At 71.2% G+C, this 20,385-nt stretch carries 14 protein-coding genes; 9 read left to right on the top strand and 5 right to left on the bottom strand.

Going from position 1 to position 20,385, the window contains the following annotated elements:
- Nucleotides 1-623 precede the first annotated feature (623 nt).
- The 4 genes from OG892_RS28520 to glgB all read left to right on the top strand — a co-directional run bounded on the left by OG892_RS28520 (nucleotide 624) and on the right by glgB (nucleotide 8,619).
- A complete protein-coding gene (locus OG892_RS28520) occupies nucleotides 624-2,675 on the top strand; it encodes an alpha-1,4-glucan--maltose-1-phosphate maltosyltransferase (protein ID WP_371630636.1) in 2,052 nt (683 codons plus the stop codon).
- A complete protein-coding gene (treS, locus tag OG892_RS28515) occupies nucleotides 2,672-4,378 on the top strand; it encodes a maltose alpha-D-glucosyltransferase (RefSeq protein WP_024489388.1) in 1,707 nt (568 codons plus the stop codon). The genes OG892_RS28520 and treS overlap by 4 nt, the downstream gene beginning before the upstream one ends.
- A 239-nt stretch (nucleotides 4,379-4,617) precedes the next feature.
- A complete protein-coding gene (locus tag OG892_RS28510; protein WP_328865343.1) occupies nucleotides 4,618-6,024 on the top strand; it encodes a maltokinase in 1,407 nt (468 codons plus the stop codon).
- A 102-nt stretch (nucleotides 6,025-6,126) separates the two neighbouring features.
- The gene (gene glgB / locus OG892_RS28505) at nucleotides 6,127-8,619 is read left to right on the top strand and encodes a 1,4-alpha-glucan branching enzyme (protein WP_371630635.1); all 2,493 of its coding nucleotides are present in this window, start codon (nucleotides 6,127-6,129) and stop codon (nucleotides 8,617-8,619) included.
- A gap of 93 nt (nucleotides 8,620-8,712) precedes the next feature.
- Here glgB and OG892_RS28500 read toward each other — a convergent pair whose 3' ends face one another.
- The 4 genes from OG892_RS28500 to OG892_RS28485 all read right to left on the bottom strand — a co-directional run bounded on the left by OG892_RS28500 (nucleotide 8,713) and on the right by OG892_RS28485 (nucleotide 12,362).
- Nucleotides 8,713-10,002 carry a haloacid dehalogenase-like hydrolase gene (locus OG892_RS28500; protein ID WP_371630634.1) on the bottom strand — a complete coding sequence of 430 codons (1,290 nt, stop codon included), beginning with the start codon at nucleotides 10,000-10,002 and terminating at the stop codon, nucleotides 8,713-8,715.
- A 123-nt stretch (nucleotides 10,003-10,125) separates the two neighbouring features.
- Nucleotides 10,126-10,470: a thioredoxin gene (gene trxA / locus OG892_RS28495; protein WP_073738590.1), complete on the bottom strand. Its 345-nt coding sequence runs from the start codon at nucleotides 10,468-10,470 to the stop codon at nucleotides 10,126-10,128.
- On the bottom strand, nucleotides 10,467-10,883 hold the full coding sequence (locus OG892_RS28490) for a MerR family transcriptional regulator (protein WP_073738589.1): 417 nt from the start codon (nucleotides 10,881-10,883) through the stop codon (nucleotides 10,467-10,469). Before OG892_RS28490 ends, trxA begins: the two co-directional genes overlap by 4 nt.
- 117 nt (nucleotides 10,884-11,000) lie before the next feature.
- Nucleotides 11,001-12,362, bottom strand: a complete 1,362-nt coding sequence (locus tag OG892_RS28485) for a cation:dicarboxylate symporter family transporter (RefSeq protein WP_073738588.1) — start codon at nucleotides 12,360-12,362, stop codon at nucleotides 11,001-11,003.
- Between the two features lie 131 nt (nucleotides 12,363-12,493).
- Between OG892_RS28485 and OG892_RS28480 the strand changes: the two genes are divergently transcribed.
- The 3 genes from OG892_RS28480 to OG892_RS28470 all read left to right on the top strand — a co-directional run bounded on the left by OG892_RS28480 (nucleotide 12,494) and on the right by OG892_RS28470 (nucleotide 15,667).
- The gene (locus tag OG892_RS28480; RefSeq protein ID WP_371630633.1) at nucleotides 12,494-14,188 is read left to right on the top strand and encodes an ATP-binding protein; all 1,695 of its coding nucleotides are present in this window, start codon (nucleotides 12,494-12,496) and stop codon (nucleotides 14,186-14,188) included.
- A gap of 5 nt (nucleotides 14,189-14,193) precedes the next feature.
- Nucleotides 14,194-14,868, top strand: coding sequence for a response regulator (locus OG892_RS28475; protein WP_371631705.1), 675 nt, complete (start codon nucleotides 14,194-14,196; stop codon nucleotides 14,866-14,868).
- Between the two features lie 175 nt (nucleotides 14,869-15,043).
- Entirely contained in the window at nucleotides 15,044-15,667 is a 624-nt protein-coding gene (locus tag OG892_RS28470) for a helix-turn-helix transcriptional regulator (protein WP_073736826.1), read from the top strand.
- A 125-nt stretch (nucleotides 15,668-15,792) separates the two neighbouring features.
- Here the strand turns inward: OG892_RS28470 and OG892_RS28465 are convergent, their stop codons facing one another.
- Complete coding sequence (locus OG892_RS28465; RefSeq protein ID WP_073736827.1) at nucleotides 15,793-16,818, bottom strand: ATP-dependent 6-phosphofructokinase; 1,026 nt, start codon at nucleotides 16,816-16,818, stop codon at nucleotides 15,793-15,795.
- Nucleotides 16,819-17,067: 249 nt separating this feature from the next.
- On the opposite strand from OG892_RS28465, the gene pta reads away from it, so the two are divergent.
- Nucleotides 17,068-19,149 carry a phosphate acetyltransferase gene (gene pta / locus OG892_RS28460; RefSeq protein ID WP_371630632.1) on the top strand — a complete coding sequence of 694 codons (2,082 nt, stop codon included), beginning with the start codon at nucleotides 17,068-17,070 and terminating at the stop codon, nucleotides 19,147-19,149.
- Nucleotides 19,146-20,384: an acetate kinase gene (locus OG892_RS28455; protein WP_371630631.1), complete on the top strand. Its 1,239-nt coding sequence runs from the start codon at nucleotides 19,146-19,148 to the stop codon at nucleotides 20,382-20,384. The genes pta and OG892_RS28455 overlap by 4 nt, the downstream gene beginning before the upstream one ends.
- The last annotated feature ends 1 nt before the right edge of the window (nucleotide 20,385 follow it).

The following is a 20,385-nucleotide window of genomic DNA, read 5'->3' as shown; positions in this document are numbered from 1 at the left end:
CGACCGCCCCCTTCGCTCCGCACCCCCGTGCACCGCCAGGCACTGAACGCTGATCCAGGCACATCCGTCACAGGCGTTATGGCCGATTCCCTCCCCTCGTACGGTCTTGTGGGCCTTCGCCCCACAGGGAAGGCTTCCCAGTGGCGCCCGCCGTCCCCGCGTGCGCCGGCTTTCCGCAACCCCGCGCACGCGCGGCGGAGCCCGGCGCATTCAGACCGTCACAGATACGCCCGAGTAGTTAACAAACCACCGGATTGGCCCACCGGCATCCGTGGGAAGGCTTCTCCGGTACCCGGAACGAATGCGTCAGGACGACAGCTCAAGGCGATCCGGCTCGGACCCCGAAGCCGGTTCATCCGCCGTTCGGCGGCTTTCCGCCCACGGTTCGTATGCAATCGGTTCGGCCCGTGCGCATTCGATCCACACCCGTGCACCACACCCGCGACCCATCCATTCGAGTGCCATTCGAGTGAACGCGGACAGGAGCGGCCATGCCCACACCCCACCAGTCGTCAACGGAGCAGCTAGAAAGGACGGAACCCCACCATCGCGGCGCGCGCGTTCAGCCCTCCGCGGCCGCAACGCGCCCTGTTGAGTCAGAGCTCCAGTCCCCAGGTGATTTCATGATCGGTCGCATTCCCGTCCTCGACGTCCGCCCGCTCGTCGATTGTGGAAGAAGGCCCGCCAAGGCGGTTTCCGGCGAGACCTTCGAGGTCTCGGCGACCGTCTTCCGCGAGGGTCATGACGCGGTCTCGGCCAATGTCGTCCTGCTGGACCCGAACGGGCGCCCCGGCCCCTGGACGCCGATGCGCGAACTCGCCCCGGGCACCGACCGCTGGGGCGCAGAGGTGACACCCGACGCCGAGGGCCGCTGGACGTACACGGTCGAGGCCTGGAGCGATCCGGTGGCCACCTGGCGGCACACCGCGCGGATCAAGATCCCGGCGGGCATCGACACGGCGCTCGTCCTGGCCGAGGGCGCAGAGCTGTACGAACGGGCCGCGGAGGGCGTGCCCAAGCGGGACGGGCGCGAGGCGGTGCTGGCCGCGGTCGACGCACTGCGCGACACGTCCCGCCCGGCCGCGGCCCGGCTGGCCGCCGCGCTCGCCCCGGAGGCGGCGGCGGCGCTGGAGGGCCATCCGCTGCGTGAGCTGGTCACCGCCTCGCGCCCGCTGCCGCTCGTCGTCGAGCGCCGGCGTGCCCTGTACGGCTCCTGGTACGAGCTGTTCCCCCGGTCCGAGGGCGCCAGGACCGAACCCGCCGTACCGGCGAAGCCCGCCGGGAAGGGCCGCTCGGCCAAGGCGCGGGCGACGGCGGCGCAGCCTTCCCGGATCGTCAGCGGCACCTTCCGGACGGCCGCCGAGCGGCTGCCCGCGGTCGCGGCGATGGGCTTCGACGTGGTCTACCTGCCACCGGTCCACCCCATCGGGACCACCCACCGCAAGGGCCCGAACAACTCCCTCTCGCCCGCCCCGCACGATGTCGGGGTGCCCTGGGCGATCGGCTCGGCCGAGGGCGGCCACGACGCCGTGCACCCCGATCTCGGCACCCTCGACGACTTCCGCCATTTCGTGGAGACGGCCCGGAACCTGCGCATGGAGATCGCGCTGGATTTCGCCCTCCAGTGTTCCCCCGACCATCCGTGGGTCACGGAACACCCCGAGTGGTTCCAGCACCGCGCGGACGGTTCCATCGCCTACGCGGAGAATCCGCCGAAGAAATACCAGGACATCTATCCGATCGCCTTCGACAAGGATCTCCACGGAATTATCACGGAGACCGTGCGCATCCTGCGCTTCTGGATGGATCACGGAGTGCGGATCTTCCGCGTGGACAATCCGCACACCAAGCCGGTGATCTTCTGGGAGAAGGTGATCGCCGACATCAACGGGACCGATCCCGATGTGATCTTCCTGGCCGAGGCATTCACCCGTCCCGCGATGATGAACGCGCTCGCCACCATCGGATTCCAGCAGTCGTACACCTACTTCACCTGGCGGAACAGCCGGCAGGAAATCACCGAGTACGTGACGGAGCTCTCCGGCGAGTCGGCCTCCCGCATGAGGCCCAATTTCTTCGTGAACACCCCCGACATCCTCCCCGGATACCTCCAGGACGGCGGCAGGCCCGCCTTCGAGGCACGGGCGGTGCTCGCGGCGACACTCTCCCCGGCCTGGGGGGTGTACGCGGGGTACGAGCTCTGTGAGAACGCCCCGATCCGCAGCGGCAGTGAGGAGTACCTCGACTCGGAGAAGTACGAGATCCGGCCCAGGGACTGGGAAGCCGCAGAGCGCGAGGGCCGGTCGCTGGCCCCGCTCATCACCACGCTCAACCGGATCAGGCGCCGCCACCCGGCGCTGCAGCAACTGCGTGACGTGCACTTCCACTCGTCCGACAACGACGCCCTGATCGTGTACAGCAAGCGCTCCGGTTCGAACATCGTTCTGATGGTCGTCAACCTCGACCCGCACCACACCCAGGAGGCGACCGTCTCGTTGGACATGCCGCAACTCGGCCTCGAACGGCACGAGAGCGTGCCGGTGCGCGACGAGCTCACCGGCACTTCCTATCACTGGGGCAGGACCTTCTATGTGCGCCTAGAGCCGGGCGTCACGCCCGCGCACATCGCCGTCCTGCGACCGTCCCCGCCGACCGGAGGGTCACCCACACCATGATCGTCAACGAGCCCGTCCACGACACGTTCGAGGACACCCCGGCCAAGGACCGCGATCCCGACTGGTTCAAGCGCGCCGTCTTCTACGAGGTACTCGTCCGTTCCTTCCAGGACTCCAACGGCGACGGCATCGGAGATCTGAAGGGCATCACGTCCAAACTGGACTACCTCCAGTGGCTGGGCGTCGACTGCCTCTGGCTGCCGCCGTTCTTCAAGTCGCCGCTGCGCGACGGTGGTTACGACGTCTCCGACTACACCGCCGTGCTCCCGGAGTTCGGCGACCTCGCCGACTTCGTCGAGTTCGTCGACGCCGCGCACCAGCGCGGGATGCGCGTGATCATCGACTTCGTCATGAATCACACCAGCGACCAGCACGACTGGTTCCAGCAGTCCCGTACCGACCCCGACGGTCCGTACGGCGACTACTACGTCTGGGCCGACGACGACAAGCAGTTCCAGGACGCCCGGATCATCTTCGTCGACACCGAGACGTCCAACTGGACCTTCGACCCGGTGCGCAAGCAGTACTACTGGCACCGGTTCTTCTCGCACCAGCCCGACCTCAACTACGAGAACCCGGCCGTGCAGGAGGAGATCATCTCCGCCCTGCGCTTCTGGCTGGACCTCGGCATCGACGGCTTCCGGGTCGACGCGGTGCCGTACCTCTACCAGCGCGAGGGCACCAACTGCGAGAACCTCCCGGAGACCCACGGCTTCCTGAAGCGGGTCCGCAAGGAGATCGACGCCAACTACCCGGACACCGTGCTGCTCGCGGAGGCCAACCAGTGGCCGGAGGACGTCGTCGACTACTTCGGCGACTACCGGGCGGGCGGCGACGAGTGCCACATGGCGTTCCACTTCCCCGTGATGCCGCGGATCTTCATGGCCGTACGCCGCGAGAGCCGCTACCCGGTCTCCGAAATCCTGGCCAAGACCCCGGCGATCCCGTCCGGCTGCCAGTGGGGCATCTTCCTGCGCAACCACGACGAGCTGACGCTCGAAATGGTCACGGACGAAGAGCGCGACTACATGTACGCGGAGTACGCCAAGGATCCGCGGATGCGGGCCAACATCGGGATCAGGCGGCGCCTGGCACCCCTGCTGGACAACGACCGCAACCAGATCGAGCTGTTCACCGCCCTGCTGATGTCGCTGCCCGGCTCCCCGATCCTCTACTACGGGGACGAGATCGGGATGGGCGACAACATCTGGCTGGGCGACCGGGACGCCGTACGCACCCCGATGCAGTGGACGCCCGACCGGAACGCCGGCTTCTCCTCCAGCGACCCGGGCCGGCTCTTCCTGCCCACGATCATGGACCCGGTCTACGGCTACCAGGTCACCAACGTCGAGGCGGCGATGGCCTCGCCGTCCTCGCTGCTGCACTGGACGCGCCGGATGATCGAGATCCGCAAGCAGAACCCGGCGTTCGGCCTCGGCTCGTACACCGAACTGCCCTCGTCCAACCCCGCGGTGCTCGCCTTCACCCGTGAGCACGGGGACGACCTCGTGCTGTGCGTGCACAACTTCTCGCGGTTCGCGCAGCCGACGGAGCTCGATCTGCGGTCCTTCAACGGGCGTCATCCGGTGGAGCTGATCGGCGGGGTACGCTTCCCCGCCGTCGGACAGTGGCCCTACCTGCTGACTCTCGCCGGACACGGCTTCTACTGGTTCCGCCTCCGCAAGGACGCGCCGCCGAGCTGACCGGCAGACGGCACGCAGGCTCTGGTGCGGGGCGGTTTCCACCGCTCCGCACGGGGCACTCTCCACCCATATCGAACGCTTCAGGACCCTTCCTGGATCCTCCTGGCGTTTCGTTCCCTCCGAGTCGAGTCCGTACGGACCATCCTGACCCGACACGTCCCGCACAGCCGGACAGCCAAAGCCGCAATCCGGGACACTCTTCGCATCCTGTGGTGTGCCCGGGGAAAGGACGCGATGCCATGTCGGAGGCTGCATCCGCTCAGGTCACCCTGGCGAACAGCACAGCCCTGCTCCCGTCTCTCGGACCGCTGCTCCACGAATGGCTGCCCCGGCAGCGCTGGTTCGCGGGCAAGGGACGGCCGATCACGGCCTTCTCGCTCGTCTCTGCGACCGAGATACTGCCGGTCGAGAAGCCCGGCGACACCGCCCCCACCGGTACCGGCCCCGGGCTCCTGCACCTGCTGGTCCGGGTCCATCAGCCCACCATGCCCGCCCAGCCTCCCATCGACAGCTACCAGTTGCTGCTCGGCGTACGGCCCACGCTGCCGACCCGGCTGGCCCCCGCCCTCATCGGCCATGTGACGGACGGCCCGCTGGCCGGGCTGACCGTCTACGACGGGCTGCACGACCCGCGCCTCGCCGCCCTGCTGCTGGAGCGGCTGCGCACCCCCGGCGCGCTCGGCGCGCTCCGGTTCGGCCGGGGCACCGCCCCGGTCCCGGCCGGTCTCGCGCCCCGGGTGCTGGACACCGAGCAGTCCAACTCCTCGCTCGTCTACGGCAACGCCTACATCCTCAAGATCTTCCGCCGGGTCTTTCCGGGCACCAACCCCGATCTGGAGCTTCCCCTCGCGCTCTCCCGCGAGGGGTGCGGGCGCGTTCCGGCCCCCGTCGCCTGGTTCGAATCGGCCGTTCCGGAGCCCCTCACGCTCGGGGTGCTCCAGCCCTTCCTGAGCGGCGCGCAGGACGGCTGGCAGCTCGCCCTGCGCGCGCTCGCGGCGGGCGACGACTTCGGCCCGGAGGCCCACGCGCTGGGGCGGGCCACCGCGGAGGTGCACACCGCACTCGCCGCGGCGCTGCCCACCCCGGCGCTGCGCCGGGGCGAGAGCGAGGAACAGGCCGCCGGTATGGTGCGGCGGCTGGAGGCGGCCGCCCACGCGGTGCCGGAGCTGGTGCCGTACGTACCGGGGCTGCGCGCCGCGTTCGACGCCGTGACGGTGCTGGGCCACCGGGGGCGGAGCTGGGCGGCCCAGCGGGTGCACGGCGATCTCCATCTCGGCCAGACCCTGCGCGGGGCCGACGGATTCTGGTCGCTGATCGACTTCGAGGGCGAACCGGCCCGCCCGCTCACGGAGCGCCGCAGCCCGCAGCCACCGGTGCGCGACATCGCCGGGATGCTCCGCTCCTTCGACTACGCGGCCCGCTCGCACCGGCCGTGGAACGCCGACTGGGCGGCCCGCTGCCGCTCCGCCTACTGCGACGGCTACGCGGCCGCCTCCGGCGTCGATCCGCGCGCGGAACCCGAACTGCTGCGGGCCCACGAGACCGACAAGGCGGTGTACGAGGTGCTGTACGAGGCACGCCACCGGCCCGACTGGCTGCCGGTCCCGATGGCCGCGATCCACCGCCTCGCCGCCGCCTCCGGCTGACACACCCGCCGCGCGGACCCGGCCCGCACCCGGTCCCGTGTATCTCCCGCATCCCTCGCATCTCCCGCCCCACCCGACCGCACCCCCGAGGAGGCTGTCCCTGTGACCGCCCGCAAGCCGTCCCGCAAAGCGCCCGATCCCACCCCCGCCACGAGCACCCCGGAGGCCACCCTCGCACCGCTGGAGGCGAGCGCCCCGCCCCCGGAGCCGGTCACCACACCGATGCCGACGCCGGACGCGGCCCCGGCCGCCGCACCCACGCCCGCCTCCGCGCCCGCCTCCGCCGCCGCTCCCGCTCCCGCCGCCTCCGCCGCCGCTCCCGCTCCCGCTCCCGCTCCCGCCAAGCGGGCGAAGCGGGCGGCGGCCCCGCCCCGGCCCCGGCGGGCAGGCGGTGGCCAGGGGGTCCGCCCGGCGCGTCCCCTGGACGACGGGGACCGGGCCCGGCTGCTGGCGGGCGAGCACCACGCCCCGCACGATCTGCTCGGCGCGCACCAGATCCGCGGCGGGGTCACCTTCCGGGTGCTGCGGCCCTTCGCACGGACGGTCACCGTGCTGGCGAAGGGGCTCAGGGCCCAGCTGCACGACGACGGCGACGGCTTCTTCTCCGGACTCCTGCCGATGCCGGCGGTCCCCGAGTACCAGCTCCTGGTCGGCTACGCGGACATCGAGATCGAGATCCACGACCCGTACCGTTTCCTGCCCGCGCTCGGCGACCTCGATCTGCACCTGATCGGCGAGGGCCGGCACGAGGAGCTGTGGACCGCGCTGGGCGCCCAGCCGATGGAGCACCAGGGCGTCACCGGTACCCGGTTCACCGTCTGGGCCCCCAACGCCCGCGGGGTCCGCGTCTCGGGTGACTTCAACTACTGGGACGGCACCGGCTTCCCGATGCGTTCGCTCGGCTCGACCGGGGTGTGGGAGCTGTTCCTGCCCGCGATCGGGGAGGGCGCGCTCTACAAGTTCGACATCTGCCGCCCGGACGGCACGCACACGCTGCGCGCCGACCCGATGGCCCGCCATGCCGAGGTCCCGCCCGCCAACGCCTCGGTCGTGACGGCCGCGCACCACGTCTGGCAGGACCAGGAGTGGATGGCCCGCCGCGGGGACGTCCCCGTGCACGAGGCGCCGCTGTCCGTCTACGAGGTGCACCTGCCGTCCTGGCGCCCCGGCCTCACCTACCGTCAGCTGGCGGAGCAGCTCCCCGCGTACGTGCGCGATCTGGGGTTCACGCACGTGGAGCTGATGCCGGTCTCCGAGCACCCCTTCGGCGGCTCCTGGGGCTATCAGGTGACCGGTTTCTACGCCCCGACCTCCCGGATGGGCCCGCCGGACGACTTCCGCTTCCTGGTCGACGCGCTGCACCGGGCCGGGATCGGCGTCATCGTCGACTGGGTGCCCGCGCACTTCCCGCGCGACGAGTGGGCGCTCGCGGAGTTCGACGGCCGGCCGTTGTACGAGCACGCGGACCCGCAGCGGGCCGCGCATCCGGACTGGGGCACGCTCGAATTCGACTACGGCCGCACCGAGGTGCGTAACTTCCTTGTCTCCAACGCCACTTACTGGTGCGAGGAGTTCCACATCGACGGGCTGCGGGTGGATGCCGTCGCCTCGATGCTCTACCTCGACTACTCGCGCGAGGAGGGCGAGTGGTCCCCGAACGAGCACGGCGGCCGGGAGAACCTGGACGCCGTCGCCTTCCTCCAGGAGATGAACGCCACGGTCTACCGGCGCAGCCCCGGCGTCGTCACCATCGCCGAGGAGTCCACCGCCTGGGACGGTGTCACCCGCGCCACGCACCACGTCGGTCCGGGCGGTTTCGGCGGGCTCGGCTTCGGGCTGAAGTGGAACATGGGCTGGATGCACGACTCGCTGGAGTACGTGTCCAAAGAGCCGGTGCACCGCAAGTACCACCACAACGAGATGACCTTCTCGATGGTGTACGCGTACAGCGAGAACTACGTGCTGCCGATCTCGCACGACGAGGTCGTGCACGGCAAGCGGTCCCTGGTCAGCAAGATGCCCGGTGACTGGTGGCAGCAGCGCGCAACCCACCGCGCCTACCTCGGCTTCATGTGGGCCCACCCCGGGAAGAAGCTGCTCTTCATGGGCCAGGAGTTCGCCCAGGGGGCGGAGTGGTCGGAGGGCCACGGCCCGGACTGGTGGCTGCTCGATCCGTCGTACGCGGCGGAGAGCGACCACCGGGGCGTGCGGACCCTGGTCAGCGATCTGAACACGGTGTACGGCTCGACGCCCTCGCTCTGGCAGCGTGACACGGTCCCGGAGGGCTTCGCCTGGGTGGAGGGGCACGCCGCGGAGGACAACGTGTTCGCGTTCGTCCGGTACGACGCGGACGGATCACCGCTGATCGCCGTCTCCCACTTCTCCCCGGTGGTGCGGCACGACTACCGGATCGGGGTGCCGGACGGACCGGCGGCCTGGGTGGAGGTGCTGAACTCGGACGCGGCGCGGTACGGCGGCGGCGACGTGCGCAACGAGGAGGCGTTGAAGCCGGAGGCCGTACCGTTCCACGGCAGGGAGACGAGTGTGACGCTGACGCTCCCACCGCTCGCGACGGTGTGGCTGCGGCCCGCCTGAGACGGTGTGGCTGCGGCCCGCCTGACAGTCCGGCGGCGGCCCCGGGGTACTTCCCCCGGGGCCACCGCCGTTTTCCTGCCGTGCCGGTCCCGGTCAGTACACCGTGTCCCGCTGGTCCGGTACGACGCTGCCGTCGCCGCGCCGCACGGGGCCGAAGCCGCCGCCGGGCTCGGTGTAGGCGGCGGTCGCGCAGGGGTAGGCCGTGGTCCTGCGGGGCAGCGGCTCGATGAACATGGGGTTCACGACCCAGCGGCCGTCGGCGTTGTCGTAGGCACGGCACATCACCTCGTTCTTGTTGCGGTTGAGCACGAGGTGCGCGCCGGTGGCGTCACCGACGAACGTCACGTCGGTGTCGGCGTCACCGCCGCCGAGCGTGATCCGCCGCTCCGGGGCCTGCCGGTTCCAGGCGGCCCTGCCCTTGATCCCGTAGATCTCCTGGTTGATCCAGCAGCGCTTGCCGTCGATGTACGGGATGGCCTCGCCCTCGGTGACGCCCGTCCCGCCGCAGCCCTCGTTCCTGGTCGTGATGCGGCCCTTGCGGTCGAGTACGGAGCGGATCGCGACGGTGTGCGCGCGGTCGATTCCGATGCCGCGCGACCAGACCTCGGTGACCGGCTCGGAACCCGCAGAGACGATCCAGACGTCGAACCCGGCCTTCTGGAGCGTACGGACGAGGTCGCGTTGCTGTTCGTAGTACCGGACGTAGGCCGGGAGGACGTGGGTGCCGACGGTACGGGTCGCACCGACGGGCGCGGCGAGGGCCTCCGTGCGGGCCGCCGCCGTGTACGCGCGCAGTTCGGGGACGGTGTGTCCGGCGAACAGCTGGGGCACCCAGGCGTACTGCGGGACGGTGCGCCGGTGGTTCCACTCCCCCGCGAAGGCGGCCTCGCCGCTCATCGTGGTGCCGTCCTCACGGATCTGGAGGATCTCGTCGGCGCAGCGGGCGTCGGTGGAGGTGGGCAGGGGCGCTCCCACCGCGACGTCTGTGCCGCAGGCCTCGGTGAGGGCCTTGTCCGCGGTGTCGGTCAGCCACTTGCTGGTGTCCTTCCAGCGGGCGGGCCTAAGGATCTTGTCGTGCCGCAGGGACCAGCTGATGGTGGCGTCGGTGACGTCGTTCTTGGTGATGGTGTTGTCCCAGTCGAACGCCGCGACCGGGCGTGGTCCGCCCCTGCCGTGGCAGCTGCCGCGCTCGTCGATCACGCGCTGCAGCCGGGCGCGGTTGTCGCCGTACCAGGGGAGTTCGTCGGAGAGTTGGGGGCAGCGGGCCGTCGGCGTCGCGGACCCGCGAGCGGCCGGGGAGGCTGCCACGGGTCCGGCTGCGGCAGCGACCGCGAGTGCGGCGGTCACCGCCGAGGTCCACGCGAGAACAAGTCGGGTACGCATGCGAGTGGACCGTACATCAATGTTTCCGCGGTGTAGAGGGGGCACGCTCGGCCCTGTGCAAGCCAACTGAGGGGCACTCACCCCCTGCCCCTCACGGTGTCCGGCCGCCCGCGGGGCGGGTTCTCAGACCGCCGCCGGGAGCACCTCTTCGAGCTCCTGGAGCAGCCGCCGCTTCGGCCGGGCGCCGACCATCGACTTCACGGGCTCGCCCGAGCGGAACACCATCAGGGTCGGCATCGACAGCACCGCGTACCGGGAGGTGATCCCGGGGTTCCGGTCGACGTCGATCTGGACGATCCTGACGCGCTCGCTCTCCTCGGCCGCGATCGCCCCCAGCACCGGGGCGAGCTGGCGGCAGGGTCCGCACCAGTCGGCGGTGAATTCGACGAGCACGGGGAGCGAGGCCCCCAGTACCTCCGCGTCGAACGTCTCGTCGGTGACCTCGGCCACGCCTTCCACCTGGATCATGTGTCGTCCTCCCAGTTCAGTTCGCATCGTGGTTCGGGGCCGCCGGGCAGTTCGGCGGAGGCCTCCAGCTCGGCGCGGGCCAGCTGGGCGCCCACCTCCGTGCGGACCGACTGCAGCTGGCCGATGAGCGCGTCCAGCTCGCCCAGCTTGCGCCGGTAGACGGCCAGCGACGCCGGGCAGGAGTCGCCGGCCGGATGACCGGCCCGGAGGCAGTCGACGAAGGGCCGGGTCTCCTCCAGGTCGAACCCGAAGTCCTGAAGGGTCCGGATCTGCTGGAGCAGCCGCAGATCGCCCTCGTCGTAGGTGCGGTACCCGTTCTCCGCCCGCCGCGTGGGCAGCAGCCCGCGCGACTCGTAGTAGCGCAGAGTCCGCGTCGTCGTTCCGGCCCGCTCGGCCAGCTCCCCGATTCGCATGTTCCGACGGTAATCCTTGACGTCGGCGTCAAGGCAAGGGCGGCGGGGCGGGGGCGGGTGGCGGACGCACGCCGGGCCGGTACGGAAGCTCCGTACCGGCCCGGCGTGCATGGGGGTCTACGCCTTCACGAGCGAGGGCTGTTCCTCGCCGCCGTCCCTGGCCTCGGGGACGTGCGGTTCTGCGGGGCCCTCGTCCGAGAGCATCGTCTCGTCGAACGGCAGCGCCCCGGAGAGGACCTGGTCGACCCGCTCCCGGTCGATCTCCTTGGTCCAGGTGCCGACCAGGACCGTGGCGACCGCGTTGCCCGCGAAGTTCGTCAGAGCGCGGGCCTCGCTCATGAAGCGGTCGATGCCGACGATCAGGCCGACGCCGTCCACCAGCTCGGGGCGGTGCGACTGGAGGCCGCCAGCGAGGGTGGCGAGCCCGGCGCCGGTGACGCCCGCGGCGCCCTTGGAGGCGATCACCATGAAGACCAGCAGCGAGATCTGCTCGCTGATGCTCAGCGGGTCGCCCGTCGCGTTGGCGATGAAGAGCGAGGACATCGTGAGGTAGATCGCGGTGCCGTCGAGGTTGAAGGAGTAGCCGGTCGGCACGGTGATGCCGACGACGGGCTTGCTGACGCCCAGGTGCTCCATCTTCGCGATCAGCCTCGGCAGGGCCGACTCGGACGAGGAGGTGGAGAGGATGAGCAGGAACTCCCGGCCCAGGTACTTCAGCAGGGAGAAGATGTTCAGCCCGGCCACCAGGCGCAGGATCGCGCCCAGGATCAGGAACACGAAGAGGCCGCAGGTGATGTAGAAGCCGACCATGATGACCGCGAGGGACTTCAGCGCGTCCACGCCCGTCTCACCGACCACGGCCGCCATGGCGCCGAACGCACCGACCGGGGCCAGCCACATGATCATGGCGAGGATGCGGAAGACCAGTCGCTGGAGGTGGCCGATGCCGCGCAGGACGGGTTCACCGGCCGTTCCGAGGGCCTGCAGCGCGAAGCCCGCGAGCAGCGCGATGAGCAGGGTCTGCAGGACCTCGCCCGAGGTGAACGACGACACCATGGTGTCGGGGATGATGCCGAGCAGGAAGTCCGCGGTGGACTCGCTGTCCCCCGCCTGCGCCTCACCCGCGGCGCGCGTCGCCTCGGTGATGTGGAGGCTGGAGCCGGGCTCCAGGATGTTGCCGACGACCAGGCCGATGGCCAGGGCGACAGTCGACATCACCAGGAAGTAGCCGAGGGCCAGACCGCCGACGGCGCCGACCTTGGCGGCCTTGCGTACCGAGCCGACCCCCAGCACGATCGTGCAGAAGATGATCGGCGAGATCATCATCTTGATCAGATTGACGAAGCCGGTTCCGATCGGCTTGAGCTCGACGGCGGCATCCGGGGCGACGAGGCCCACCAGGATGCCGAGCCCCACCGCCACGATCACGGCGAGATACAGATACTTCGTACGGTCCCGTTTGGCGGCGGCCACTGCCACGAGGGTCTCCTCGGCTCATCTTCTGTTCCTCCCCCGTCCCTGGGGGCCCCGGCGACTATTCCGCGCCCTGTGACGCCGGTCACTGTTACGTGCATTTCGTTCATAGGTTTTCGGCCAGGCAGACTGTGGGGATGCGTTTTCCCCGTGCCCGTCCGCGCAGCCTGGCCGGTCAGCTCTTCGCCATGCAGGTGGTGCTGGTGGCGGCCGTGGTGGCGGGGTGCGCCTTCTTCGCGTACGCGTCCGGCAGGTCGCAGGCCCGGGAGACGGCCACCCGGCAGGCCAGGGCGGTGGCGCTGTCGGTGGCCGATTCACCATCCGTCCGGGAGGCCATCCGCACCCCGGACCCCTCGGCCGTCCTCCAGCCGTACGCGGAAGCGGCCCGCAAGCACACCGGGGTCGCCTTCGTCACGATCATGGATCCGCACCGCGTCCGCTGGACGCACCCGACCACCGGCCTGATCGGCGAGACCTTCCTCGGGCACACCGCGCGGGCGCTGCGCGGGGAGACGTTCTCCGAGACGTACACCGGCACGCTCGGACCGTCCATCCGGGTCGTGACGCCGGTCCGGGACGGCGGCCGGATCGTCGGCCTGGTCAGTGCGGGCATCACGGTCGAACGGGTCTCCACGCAGGTGCGGGCGCAGTTGGGCGCGCTGGGGCTCGCGGCAGGTGCGGCGCTGGCGCTCGGCGGCATCGGCACGTACGTGATCAACGCCCGGCTGCGCCGGCACACGCACGGGATGAACGCCGCCGAGCTGAGCCGGCTGCACGACTACCACGAGGCCACGCTGCACGCGGTGCGCGAGGGGCTGCTGATGCTCGACGGGCAGCGCAGGATCGCCCTGATCAACGACGCGGGCCGGGAGCTGCTGGGGCTGGCACCGGGTACGGTCGGGCGCCGGGTCGCCGAACTCGATCTGCCCGCGCCGCTGACCGGGGCGCTGCTCGCCTCGGAGGAGCGGGTCGACGAGGTGCATCTGACGGCGGACCGGGTGATCGTGGTCAACACCCGTCCGGTGGTGGGCGGCGAGCGGCGCGGCACCGTCATCACCCTGCGCGATCACACGGAACTCCAGGCGCTCTCCGGTGAGCTGGACTCGGAGCGGGGCTTCACGCAGGCGCTGCGCTCACAGGCCCACGAGGCGGCGAACCGGCTGCACACGGTGGTGTCGCTGATCGAGCTGGACCGGGCAGAGGAGGCGGTCGGCTTCGCCACGGCGGAGCTGGAGCTGGCGCAGGCCCTGACCGACCGCGTCGTCGGCGCGGTGGCCGAACCGGTGCTGGCGGCCCTGCTGCTGGGCAAGGCGGCGCAGGCGAACGAGCGGGGCGTGGAGCTGGTGCTGGCGGACGACAGCCTGATCGACGACGGGGCCCTGCCCGCGTCGCTGCCGCAGCGCGATCTGGTGACCGTCCTCGGCAATCTGATCGACAACGCGGTGGACGCGGCGTCGGAGGCGGTGGCCGGACCGCCGGACACCGTCCCGGCCGACGGCGCCGTCCCCGCCCGGCGCACCTCGTCCTCGCCCCGCCCGGTCCGCGCCCGGGTCACCGTCACGGCACTCGCCGGGGACGGCGAACTCCTGCTGCGGGTCGCGGACAACGGAACCGGCGTCGATCCGGCCGACGCCGAGGAGGTGTTCCGGCGCGGCTGGTCGACGCACGGGGCCGGCCGCGGGATCGGCCTGGCGCTCGTCCAGCAGGCCGCGCACCGCAACGGCGGCGCGGTCACACTGGAGCGGGGGCCAGACGGCGGCGCGGAGTTCACCGTACGGCTGCCGCTGCCCGACGGCAGCGGCAGCGTCGCGAGAGGGAGCATGGCCATATGAACCCCGTGATCAGGGTGCTGGTCGTCGAGGACGATCCGGTCGCCGCCGACGCCCATCAGCTGTACGTGGACCGGGTGCCGGGATTCGCGGTGGCCGCGGTCGCGCACTCCCGCGCGGAGGCGGTACGCGCGCTGGAGCGCACGCCGGTCGATCTGCTGCTCCTGGACCTCTACCTGCCGGACGGGCACGGTCTGCACCTGCTGCGTTCGCTGCGGGCCGCCGGGCACACGGCCGACGTGATCGCCGTGACCTCGGCCCGCGATCTGGCCGTGGTCCGGGAAGGGGTGTCGCTCGGTGTCGTCCAGTACGTGCTGAAGCCGTTCACCTTCGCCACCCTGCGCGACCGGCTCGTCCGCTACGCGGAGTTCCGGGCGGCGGCCGGTGAGGCGAGCGGGCAGGACGAGGTCGACCGCGCGCTCGCCTCGCTGCGCGCCCCGCAGCCCGCCCGGCTGCCGAAGGGGCTGAGCGGTCCGACGCTGGAGGCGGTGACGCGTGCGCTGCGCGCGGCCCCGGACGGGGTGACGGCCGCCGCCGCGGGCGTGGAGCTGGGGATCTCCCGCATCACCGCGCGCCGCTACCTGGAGCACCTGGTGACCGCGGGGCGTGCGGTGCGCAGTCCGCAGTACGGACAGATCGGGCGCCCTGAACTGCACTACCGGTGGGTGGCGGAGGCCCGCTGAACGGGCCGCGGGCACGTCCCGTCGGCCCCTCGCGGACCCTAGGAGATTCCTACGAGCCGTGGCCTAGGTGGAACACACCGTAGTCAGACCGCCTCCGACCTCTTACGGTAGGGCCGTGCACCCCACCCCGCCTTTCAACGCCCCCGCCGCGCGCAGACTGCGCGAGGCCCTGGGAATGGCTCCCGGTCATGTCGCCTACGGCCTCGGCGCCCAGTACGGACTCCGGATCACCGCCGAGACCGTAGCCGCCTGGGAGCGTGGGCTCGCCCTGCCGAGCGAGTACGAACTCACTGCGCTCGCCGGTGTGTTGTGGTGCGCGCCCGGTGAACTCCTGACCGCCGCCCGGACCCTGCGCGAGCACCGGGTCGCGCGGCAGCTGTCGCCGGACGAGCTGGCGGGGCTGGTGGGGCTGGCCACGTCCGCGTATCTGCGCATGGAGGAGTCCGGGCGGTGGCGGGGCAACGAGCGCCAGTCCGCCGCGCTCACCGAGGCGCTGGGGCTGACGGCCGCCGACTTCGTGACGGCGACCGGGCGGGACGAGGAGCTGGCCGAACTGCTGCGCAGCGCCGTGACGACGCGCTGGCAGGCGTACGTGAAGCCGGTCGCCAAGGTGGCGCCGGTGGACCGGCGCCAGCTCCAGGGCGTCCTGGAACAGCTGCACTCCGAGTACCAGGCGCTGATGGTGTCCACGCTGAGCTGGAGCAGTACCGGCACCGAACGGGAGGGCGCGACGGGTGACGCGGGCCGGGCGTTCCTGGCGCAGGTCGTGGTGCGGTTCTGGCAGACGACGGAGAAGTGACCGGCGCCCGCCCGGCCCGCACCGAAGGGCGGGGCCCGGTCCGCCTCACCTGATCGGCGGTGCGGTCCGGGCCCCGGTCGCGCTCTTTCGGCCGCGGGGTCGGAAGACCGGCGTCGGCAGCCGGGTCAGAAGACCGACTCGGCCTCGTGCATCCGCTCCAGCGGAACGTGCTTGAGCTGGGTCACCGCGTCGGCGAGCGGCACCATCTCGATGTCGTTGCCGCGCAGGGCCGTCATCCGGCCGAAGTCGCCCCGGTGGGCGGCCTCCACCGCGTGCCAGCCGAAGCGGGTGGCGAGCACCCGGTCGTACGCGGTCGGCGTGCCGCCGCGCTGCACATGGCCGAGGATGACCGGCCGGGCCTCCTTGCCGAGCCGGGTCTCCAGCTCGACGGCGAGGCGGTTGCCGATGCCCTGGAAGCGCTCGTGGCCGAACTGGTCGATCGCGCCCTTGGCGTACGGCATCGAGCCCTCGGCCGGGTGCGCGCCCTCCGCGACACAGATGACGGCGAACTTCTTGCCGCGCGCGAACCGCTCCTCGACCATCTTGACCAGGTCCTCGACCTGGAACTTCCGCTCGGGCAGGCAGATGCCGTGCGCCCCGCCGGCCATTCCGGACTCCAGCGCGATCCAGCCCGCGTGGCGCCCCATCACTTCGACGACCATGACGCGCTGGTGGGACTCCGCGGTGGTCTTCAGCCGGTCTATGGCCTCGGTGGCGACGCCGACCGCGGTGTCGAAGCCGAAGGTGCGGTCGGTGGCCGAGATGTCGTTGTCGATGGTCTTCGGTACGCCGACGACGGGCATACCGGCGTCCGAGAGCATCCGGGCGGCCGTGAGGGTGCCCTCGCCGCCGATCGGGATCAGCGCGTCCATGCCGTAACGGCGGCTCAGCTCGGCGCAGTTCTCGGCCGCCTCGCGCAGCCGGTCGCGCTCCAGCCGGGCGGAGCCGAGGATGGTGCCGCCGCGGGCGAGGATGCCGCTGACCGCGTTGAGGTCGAGGGGGCGGTAGTGGCCGTCCAGGAGCCCCTTGAACCCGTCCTCGAAGCCGATGACCTCGTCGCCGTGACCCACCACTGCACGGTGCACGACCGAGCGGATCACTGCGTTCAGGCCTGGGCAGTCTCCGCCTGCGGTGAGAACTCCGATGCGCATCGTGCTTTGTCTCCTGCTCGCTAGGGTCTGTCCGGCGGTAACTACACAATCCCCCGTACCGTGAGCCACGGTGATTGTCCCATGCCTGGTACGTACCTCGCGCTCCCGGCCTGTTCCGGGGCCTCCGGCCGCTCGCGGCGGCGGCCGCGGAGAGGGGCTTTCGCCCGGCGGGCGGCCCTTCGGCCCCCGCAGGTATCGTCAAACAGGCGATATCACCCATACCTGCCAGTCAAGGACGGGAGAGCACGCGTGACGCGCAGCGTGTACGTGACCGGGATCGACCGGGGAGACGGCCGCCAGGTCGTCGATCTGGGAGTCATGGAGCTCCTGACGCGTCAGGTGGACCGGGTCGGGGTGTTCCGCCCGCTGGTCCACGACGATCCCGACCGGCTGTTCGAGCTGCTGCGGGCCCGCTACCGGCTCGCCCAGGACCCCGGGACGGTCTACGGCCTCGACTACCACGAGGCATCCGCGATCCAGGCGGAGCAGGGTACCGACGAACTGGTCTCCCGGCTCGTCGACCGCTTCCACCGGGTCGCCCAGGAGTACGAGGTGGTCCTCGTGCTCGGCACCGACTTCGCGGCCACCCAGCTCCCCGACGAGCTGGCCCTCAACGCCCGCCTCGCCAACGAGTTCGGCGCCTCGGTCATCGCGGTGGTCGGCGGCCAGGACCAGAACGCGGAGTCCGTACGGGCCGAGACCCGCAACGCCTACCGCGCGTACGCCGGTCTGGGCTGCGACGTGGTCGCGATGGTGGTGAACCGGGTGGCCTCCGAGGACCGCGAGGTCATCGCGGAGCGGCTCGCGGCCACGCTGCCCGTCCCCATTTCCGTACTGCCCGACGATCCGGCCCTCTCGGCGCCGACGGTCGCCCAGATCACCGCGGCGCTGGACGGGACGGTCCTGCTGGGTGACGAAGCGGGGCTGGCCAGGGACGCGCTGGGCTTCGTGTTCGGCGGCGCGATGCTGCCGAATCTGCTGAACGCGCTGACGCCGGGCTGCCTGGTGGTGACACCCGGGGACCGCGCCGATCTGGTGGTCGGCTCGCTGGCCGCGCACAGCGCCGGGACCCCGCCCATCGCGGGCATCCTGCTGACGCTGAACGAGCGTCCCGGCGAGGAGATACTCACGCTGGCCGCACGGCTCGCACCGGGCACCCCGGTCGTCGCGGTGGCCGACGGTTCCTTCCCCACCGCCGGGAAGCTCTTCTCCCTGGAGGGCAAACTGAACGCGGCGACGCCGCGCAAGGCCGAGACGGCGCTGGGCCTCTTCGAGCGCCATGTCGACACCGGGGCGCTCCTCGACCGGATCTCGGTCGCCCGCAGCGGCCGGGTCACGCCGATGATGTTCGAGCACGAACTCCTGGAGCAGGCCCGCGCCATCAGGCGCCGGGTCGTCCTGCCCGAGGGCACGGAGGAACGGGTACTGCGCGCCGCCGACGTACTGCTGCGGCGCGACGTCTGCGACCTCACCCTCCTCGGTGACCCAGGCGTCATCCGCAAGAAGGCCGCCGACCTCGGCATCGACCTGGCCGGCACCCAGCTCGTCGACCCGCAGACCTCCGAGCTGCGCCAGGGCTTCGCGGAGCGGTACGCGCAGCTGCGCGCCCACCGCGGGGTGACGGTCGAGCTCGCGTACGACGTCGTCGCGGACGTCAACTACTTCGGCACCCTGATGGTCCAGGAGGGGCTCGCGGACGGCATGGTCTCCGGGGCGGTGCACTCCACGGCGGCCACGATCCGGCCCGCCTTCGAGATCATCAAGACGAAGCCCGACGCGTCGATCGTCTCCTCGGTCTTCTTCATGTGCCTCGCCGACAAGGTCCTGGTGTACGGCGACTGCGCGGTCAACCCCGACCCGGACGCGGAGCAGCTCGCGGACATCGCCGTGCAGTCCGCGGTGACCGCGGCCCGCTTCGGCGTCGAGCCCCGGATCGCGATGCTCTCGTACTCGACGGGGACCTCGGGCACGGGCGCCGACGTCGACAAGGTCCGCGAGGCGACGGAGCGGGTGCGCGCGAGCCACCCGGAGCTGATGATCGAGGGCCCGATCCAGTACGACGCGGCGGTGGAGCCGAGCGTCGCCGCGACGAAGCTGCCGGGGTCCGAGGTGGCGGGCCAGGCCTCGGTCCTGATCTTCCCGGACCTGAACACCGGCAACAACACCTACAAGGCCGTGCAGCGCTCGGCGGGAGCGGTGGCCGTCGGTCCGGTCCTCCAGGGGCTGCGCAAGCCCGTCAACGACCTGTCCCGGGGCGCGCTGGTGCAGGACATCGTCAACACCGTGGCGATCACGGCGATCCAGGCACAGGGCGAGGAGCGACCCGCATGACCAGCAACGAAGGTGCCGCAGCAGTCGAGGGGGCGAGCCGGGTGCTCGTCCTCAACTCCGGCTCCTCCTCCGTGAAGTACCAGCTCCTGGACATGCGCGACCACTCCCGGCTGGCGTCCGGGCTGGTCGAGCGGATCGGCGAGGAGACCTCCCGGCTGGTGCACACCCCGCTGACCGGCGGCGGTGGCGAGAGCCGCGAGCGCCTGGGCCGGATCCCCGACCACGACGCGGCGCTCAGGGCGGCCGCGGAGGAGCTGGCCGCCGACGGGCTCGGCCTGGACTCCCCCGAGCTGGCGGCGATCGGCCACCGGGTGGTGCACGGCGGGCTGCGGTTCACCGAGCCGACCGTGATCACCGACGAGGTGCTGAAGGAGATCGAGCGCCTCGTCCCGGTGGCTCCGCTGCACAACCCGGCGAACATCACCGGCATCCGCACCGCGCAGGCGCTGCGCCCCGACCTGCCGCAGGTGGCGGTCTTCGACACCGCGTTCCACACCACGATGCCGGAGTACGCGGCCCGGTACGCGATCGACGTCGAGACGGCCGACGCGCACCGGATCCGGCGCTACGGATTCCACGGCACCTCGCACGCGTACGTCTCGCGCAAGACGGCCGAGCTGCTGGGCAGGACGCCCGAGGAGGTCAACGTCATCGTGCTGCACCTGGGCAACGGGGCGTCGGCCTCCGCGGTCGAGGGCGGCCGGTGCGTGGAGACGTCGATGGGACTGACCCCCTTGGAGGGGCTGGTGATGGGTACGCGATCGGGAGACATCGATCCGGCCGTCACCTTCCACCTCAAGCGGGTGGCGGGAATGTCGGCGGACGAGATCGACGTCCTGCTCAACAAGAAGAGCGGTCTGGTCGGCCTCTGCGGCGACAACGACATGCGGGAGATCCGGCGCCGGATCGACGAGGGCGACGAGCGTGCCGCCCTCGCCTTCGACATCTACGTCCACCGGCTGAAGAAGTACATCGGCGCCTATTCGGCCGTCCTCGGCCGGGTGGACGCCGTGGTGTTCACGGCGGGGGTCGGTGAGAACTCCGCTCCCGTACGGGAGGCTGCGATCGCCGGCCTGGAGGAGCTCGGCCTGGTGGTGGACGCGGATCTCAACGCCGCACGGTCCGGCGCACCCCGGCTGATCTCGCCGGATTACGCACGGGTCGCGGTCGCCGTGGTGCCGACGGACGAGGAGCTGGAGATCGCCGGTCAGACCTACGCACTGGTCGACAACTGAG

Origin of the sequence: Streptomyces sp. NBC_00341 (assembly GCF_041435055.1) — a bacterium.
Classification (GTDB): Bacteria; Actinomycetota; Actinomycetes; order Streptomycetales; family Streptomycetaceae; genus Streptomyces.
The sequence above is the reverse complement of the archived record's forward strand: the minus strand, read 5'-3'. Positions and strand labels throughout refer to the sequence as shown.

What these genes read in the sequence shown, in the direction of transcription:
- OG892_RS28520 (WP_371630636.1), top strand. Translation starts at nt 624, where the DNA reads ATGATCGGTCGCATTCCCGTCCTCGACGTCCGCCCGCTCGTCGATTGT.
- treS (WP_024489388.1), top strand. Translation starts at nt 2,672, where the DNA reads ATGATCGTCAACGAGCCCGTCCACGACACGTTCGAGGACACCCCGGCC.
- OG892_RS28510 (WP_328865343.1), top strand. Translation starts at nt 4,618, where the DNA reads ATGTCGGAGGCTGCATCCGCTCAGGTCACCCTGGCGAACAGCACAGCC.
- OG892_RS28500 (WP_371630634.1), bottom strand. Translation starts at nt 10,002, where the DNA reads ATGCGTACCCGACTTGTTCTCGCGTGGACCTCGGCGGTGACCGCCGCA.
- trxA (WP_073738590.1), bottom strand. Translation starts at nt 10,470, where the DNA reads ATGATCCAGGTGGAAGGCGTGGCCGAGGTCACCGACGAGACGTTCGAC.
- OG892_RS28490 (WP_073738589.1), bottom strand. Translation starts at nt 10,883, where the DNA reads ATGCGAATCGGGGAGCTGGCCGAGCGGGCCGGAACGACGACGCGGACT.
- OG892_RS28480 (WP_371630633.1), top strand. Translation starts at nt 12,494, where the DNA reads ATGCGTTTTCCCCGTGCCCGTCCGCGCAGCCTGGCCGGTCAGCTCTTC.
- OG892_RS28470 (WP_073736826.1), top strand. Translation starts at nt 15,044, where the DNA reads ATGGCTCCCGGTCATGTCGCCTACGGCCTCGGCGCCCAGTACGGACTC.
- OG892_RS28465 (WP_073736827.1), bottom strand. Translation starts at nt 16,818, where the DNA reads ATGCGCATCGGAGTTCTCACCGCAGGCGGAGACTGCCCAGGCCTGAAC.
- OG892_RS28455 (WP_371630631.1), top strand. Translation starts at nt 19,146, where the DNA reads ATGACCAGCAACGAAGGTGCCGCAGCAGTCGAGGGGGCGAGCCGGGTG.